At 34.7% G+C, this 4,579-nt stretch carries 7 protein-coding genes; 1 reads left to right on the top strand and 6 read right to left on the bottom strand.

The genetic code is table 11. The features are described 5' to 3' along the window. The coding region (locus L693_RS0105090) for a helix-turn-helix domain-containing protein (protein ID WP_025716340.1) at positions 1–198 on the bottom strand (198 nt) is incomplete at its 3' end. 153 nt (positions 199–351) lie between these two features. Here L693_RS0105090 and L693_RS0105085 point away from each other — a divergent pair. Beyond that, positions 352–639 (top strand): DUF6809 family protein, encoded by a 288-nt coding sequence (locus L693_RS0105085; RefSeq protein WP_007431381.1) that lies wholly within the window; start codon positions 352–354, stop codon positions 637–639. Positions 640–821: 182 nt separating this feature from the next. On the opposite strand, the gene L693_RS0105080 is transcribed toward L693_RS0105085, so the two are convergent. From L693_RS0105080 to L693_RS31055, 5 genes are all read right to left on the bottom strand, one after another. Further along, the gene (locus L693_RS0105080; RefSeq protein WP_025716339.1) at positions 822–1,250 is read right to left on the bottom strand and encodes a hypothetical protein; all 429 of its coding nucleotides are present in this window, start codon (positions 1,248–1,250) and stop codon (positions 822–824) included. A 168-nt stretch (positions 1,251–1,418) separates the two neighbouring features. Beyond that, positions 1,419–2,162: a hypothetical protein gene (locus L693_RS0105075; RefSeq protein ID WP_025716338.1), complete on the bottom strand. Its 744-nt coding sequence runs from the start codon at positions 2,160–2,162 to the stop codon at positions 1,419–1,421. 264 nt (positions 2,163–2,426) lie between these two features. Further along, complete coding sequence (locus L693_RS0105070) at positions 2,427–2,855, bottom strand: hypothetical protein (RefSeq protein WP_025716337.1); 429 nt, start codon at positions 2,853–2,855, stop codon at positions 2,427–2,429. A gap of 270 nt (positions 2,856–3,125) precedes the next feature. After that, positions 3,126–4,091: a caspase family protein gene (locus L693_RS0105065; protein ID WP_231503529.1), complete on the bottom strand. Its 966-nt coding sequence runs from the start codon at positions 4,089–4,091 to the stop codon at positions 3,126–3,128. Then, positions 4,082–4,480, bottom strand: coding sequence for a caspase family protein (locus tag L693_RS31055; protein WP_231503528.1), 399 nt, complete (start codon positions 4,478–4,480; stop codon positions 4,082–4,084). Before L693_RS31055 ends, L693_RS0105065 begins: the two co-directional genes overlap by 10 nt. Between the last annotated feature and the right edge of the window lie 99 nt (positions 4,481–4,579).

The following is a 4,579-nucleotide window of genomic DNA, read 5'->3' as shown; positions in this document are numbered from 1 at the left end:
AATCAAATCAGATAATTTACAGTTAAATGTATCGCAAAGCTTGAATAAAGTCTCCAGCTTTGTTGTTTCTATATTCGCTTCCCTATATAGCTTATTAATTGAATTCCGACTCAATCCCGATTTCGCCATCAATTCTGTTATATCATCTATTCGATGTTCTGCCATGAGTTCCCTTATATTGCACTTGATTACGGTCATCTTTTCCCCTCCATAATTCTATCTTATCTCCCATATCAGTAATCATCAACGAAAAGCAAAGATTTAACTCTACAAAGTCAAATATTCACCTTGTAATTAACTTTATAAGGTTATATAATAACTCTATGAAGTTAATTAAAGGAGGAACAACATATGATTAATGCATTAGAATCATTGACAGAACCACTTATAAGAATACGTTTAGAATTACTCTTTGCTGAGCTTCTGGAGTACCATACGGAGTACAATCAGCTTTCTTCGGAGACAGATCGATACTTTAGAACGCTTCGCGAAGCGTTACCCGATCAACTTCAACATACGGTTTTTCTGTACGAAGATGCTCAAATTTCTCTCCAATCCATCTTAGAAAGAAGCATCTACATACAAGGTTTCAAAGACGCTCTACAACTCTTTAGTGAATTGAAAAATTCTAATATCTAGAGGATCATATGATCCTCTTTCCTATTGCTTTTGATTCTGTCGTATAACGTTTCTGTATCCACGAACCCCGTCAGGGGTTGTCTGCTGAAATTCCTCTTCGAAATCCTTCCCGCAGACCAAGGCTCCAACGGAGCCACGGCTTGAACATTATGTTATCGGATGTTGCTGACCTCATTGAACTACTACCAAGATCCTGTTCTTATATATTCCTTGAGTTTCATACATCCAATATCATAAAAAGAAACAATACTATCTTCAGGTCCGTTAATAATTCTTTTATATGCTTTTATAATTGGATTTGCTTTTATTTTATTTATTTCAAGTAATAATTCTCCATCTTCAAAAATCCATTTACACGGTTCTCCAATCGACTTCTTCATTACTTCTCCAACATAAGTTCCCCATACTACTGCCATTGACCAAATTTGATTGTCAGTCGGCTTCTCTTCCTCATCAGCATTCATAAGCTTGTTCCAATTATGATTGAGAATTTCCTCAACAGTGTGGATTGAAGGTTCTTCAAAGGTTAGGTTGCAATTGAAGCTTTGTGCATAACTAATAGCCAATTCGCAATATTTGTTTATAGTCTCCTGAATCTCCAAATCCTCCATTGATTCCTCCTGCTTTTGTATGTGTTCCAGCGATTTCCGATAACGTTCCTGTATTCACGACCCGACGTATGTCGGGTGTCCGGCGAATGCCGAACCCAGGACGAATGTCCGCAGCGTGAATATTATGTTATCGGATGTCAGCGACTTCCTTGGAATACTTTCTAGTATCTAAGTATTATTAATGTTAAGAAGCATTTGTTCATTCTTATCCCTTCTGCAATTTCCAAATATTGTATATCTATTTCTAAACATTTCCATGTTTTCACCATGTGCTTTTCTATTAATTCCTTCAGCATTTGCAAATATAGAAAATAAATTAAATATTCGAGCACAGTTCATTTCATCAAAATCTGATTTTCGATACAAACCATGCAATAATGAATGACGATTAAAATAAAAATCGTTTGGGTTGAGAGAATCGTACTTTGAATAAACATTATCCACAATCGTTTTTGCTAACTGTGCCGATTCAGGTTCTGGTAAGTGGCAAATACAGTTTTTCAGGTCACCAAATGTAGGATTTTTGTCTCCTGGTTTCCAACCATAAATTGATCTAAGATATTTTTCTAAAGCTATAAAAAGTACTGATAATGCTGCAGCATAGTATCCTCTATAAAAACTCAAATATGCCTCGTCCAGTAATCCTAGAATGCATTTTAAGTGATTGGAATTCACATATACAGTACTCATAAGATCCGCGCTTTCCTGTACACTTAATAACTGAAATGAAATAACATTATATATTTTCAAGGCGTAATCTTGTCTCATATCTAAATTTAGCTTATTTTGAATATGTAATGTCTCAATTTCGTTGCAAAAATCAATAAGCTTAGAAATATCTTCATTAATGTATCTAATATTGAATGTCCATCCCACGTAGGGTAAAACCCTATTCAATAATCCGTTCTCCATAGTGATCTCCTTATCGTATTAAAGTTGATCAAGCATTTGATATGTTATCTATAGCTAAGTCTCTACTATTTAATCTATTGGAAATAGTATCATGTTTAAAACAATTATTCCTCACTGATTTCCGATAACGTTTCCTGTATTCATGAACCCCGAAGGGGTTGTCAGCTGTAATGCCTCTTCGCAATTCATCCCGCAGACCAAGGCTCCGTAGGAGCCGCAGCTTGAATATTATGTTATGTGATGTCAACAACTTCCTCGAATTTACTAGATGCCTAATACTGAAATGTAATCTTGGGATTTCAATTGCTCTTTAATCCATGTTTGAAATTCTTTAATTAATTCTCTCAGTTTTTCAATATTATTTTCATAATCTTTTATAAACTCATCTTCACTGTATCCAAAGAAAAAACCAATGTGCTCTTTAAGAGTATTCATTTTGGCTTGTCCTTCAAGAAGGTTTATTATTTTTTCTAATCTCCCCAGGATACTCCACCAAGTTTCCTTTTGAATCTCATTAAAAGCATAGTGATCATATGTACTATGTTCACTTTCAACTGATTTCTCTATAAAACCAAATAGTTCTTCGGTCAAAAAAATTGAATTATCACTCCAACATTGACCAAGGTATCTACCTGGCAAAATTTCAATATAACAAGTGCCTTCAAGTTCTTCTTTATTTTTTATTATCTTCATTATGTTTACCCCTTAAATAATTTCGTTGACTTCACATAACGTTCTTGTATTCTCGAACCCGAGAACCTTAAGGCCGGCTTGACCGGCCGGGTCCGCTTGCAGACTTAGGTTCGCAGGATTATCTGCCTGACTTCACTTCCTCGAAATGCCTCGGGCAGATCAAGGCTCCGCCAGGAGCCGCAGCGTGAATATGTTGTTATCTGATGGATCTGCCCCACATCTCCGAATTAAGACAGGACGTCGACCCACATTTAATTACTGAATATCTATTTACTCGTCAATTTCATTTAATAATTCTTTTTCAATTTCCTTTTCAAGCAAAAAATATCTTCTAATTTCATCCCAGCAATCCGAAAAGATTTCTTGAATCTCTACTTCCTCTAAATTGTAATCACTAGAATCTGTATATATTTTAAGTTCATCATTAGCAACGTCGAATTCAGAATCAAATATTGTATCACCCATTGGGTGTAGGCCTGAAATTTTCAAGGATAGCCCCAGAGAAACAGTTATTTCTCTCGTTTTGTCATCTTCGTAAAGAAATGCACTAATGTTGAATTTATCATCACTTCTCTCAAATATAACTTCTTCCTCCCACTCGTACTCCATTAGAAAATCCATAATTTCTTCTAATATCTTTCTTATTTCATTCTTAACCTTACTAATCCTTATACAATACGCCTCTACATCTATTTCTTTCAATCCTTCATAATCATACATTGGAAAATGTCTTCCATCATTCTCGAGACCTCTAAGATAAGCAATTATCAAGTCATTTTCAAAATCAATAATAAGTCTTTCAGGAATAAATATAAAATCAATATAATTATTACTTCCTTCACAATTAGCTCCTGAAACTTCATAAATAATAAATGTATTTGAGCTAGAGACTTCGGCCCATGGTTTTTGAGTTCCTCTTATGTCTGTACTTGATTTAATATAATCCGGAACTATTTTGCTTAAATAATTCTGCAATGATGTGCTAGTAATAAATCGTTCACGTTCAACTGCTTCGGGGGATTCTCCATTTAATACCTTTATCGGAAAATGTGTCCATATTCCATGTCCTAGTTCTGGACTACCGTATGATTTCTCTCCACGTGAACATGACAGAAACATAGCTCTGTAATTGCTTGATCGCACAAAATCGCTAAACTCTTTGGTATTCATATCAGCAATAAAATCTCTGCTAACTAATTGCTCATCAATATAACTCGCACATGCATCTATAAACATTGATTACATCTTGAGTTTCTTAGTGGCTCCATTAATATTCGGTTTAGTGAAACAGTAGTTTCTTGTATATTATTTGGGTGAGTGTCCCACGTTGTTATTTTGTTATATCCTCCATCATAAAATCCATGACCAGCATAATAAAAAATAAATCGATCACTTTCAGTAAGATTTGATATCTCATATTGAAGTTCTTCATTAAGCGCGGATTTTGTCGCATCAACATCAAGCCAAAGCTTAATATTTTCTTGAGGTACTTTAAGATTATTTATAAGCCATTGTTGAAATGCTATTGCATCATTCCTCGCATAATCAACTGTCTTGATTCTAAATTGATAATTTTCCACTGCTATTATTACTGCGAATGTATTCCCATGAAATCCTGAATTCATAAAACACCACCCATGAATCTGTATAATTTCTTCGAGCAACAGGACGTTGCGAATGTAATACTTTCACTCTCTCTGGGGCAGATCTTTCAGATAACGTTC

Source organism: Paenibacillus sp. 1-18 (genome assembly GCF_000520755.1).
Taxonomy (GTDB): Bacteria; Bacillota; Bacilli; order Paenibacillales; family Paenibacillaceae; genus Paenibacillus; species Paenibacillus brasilensis.
Note: the sequence above shows the minus strand (reverse complement) of the source record. Positions and strands in the feature narration are given on the sequence as shown.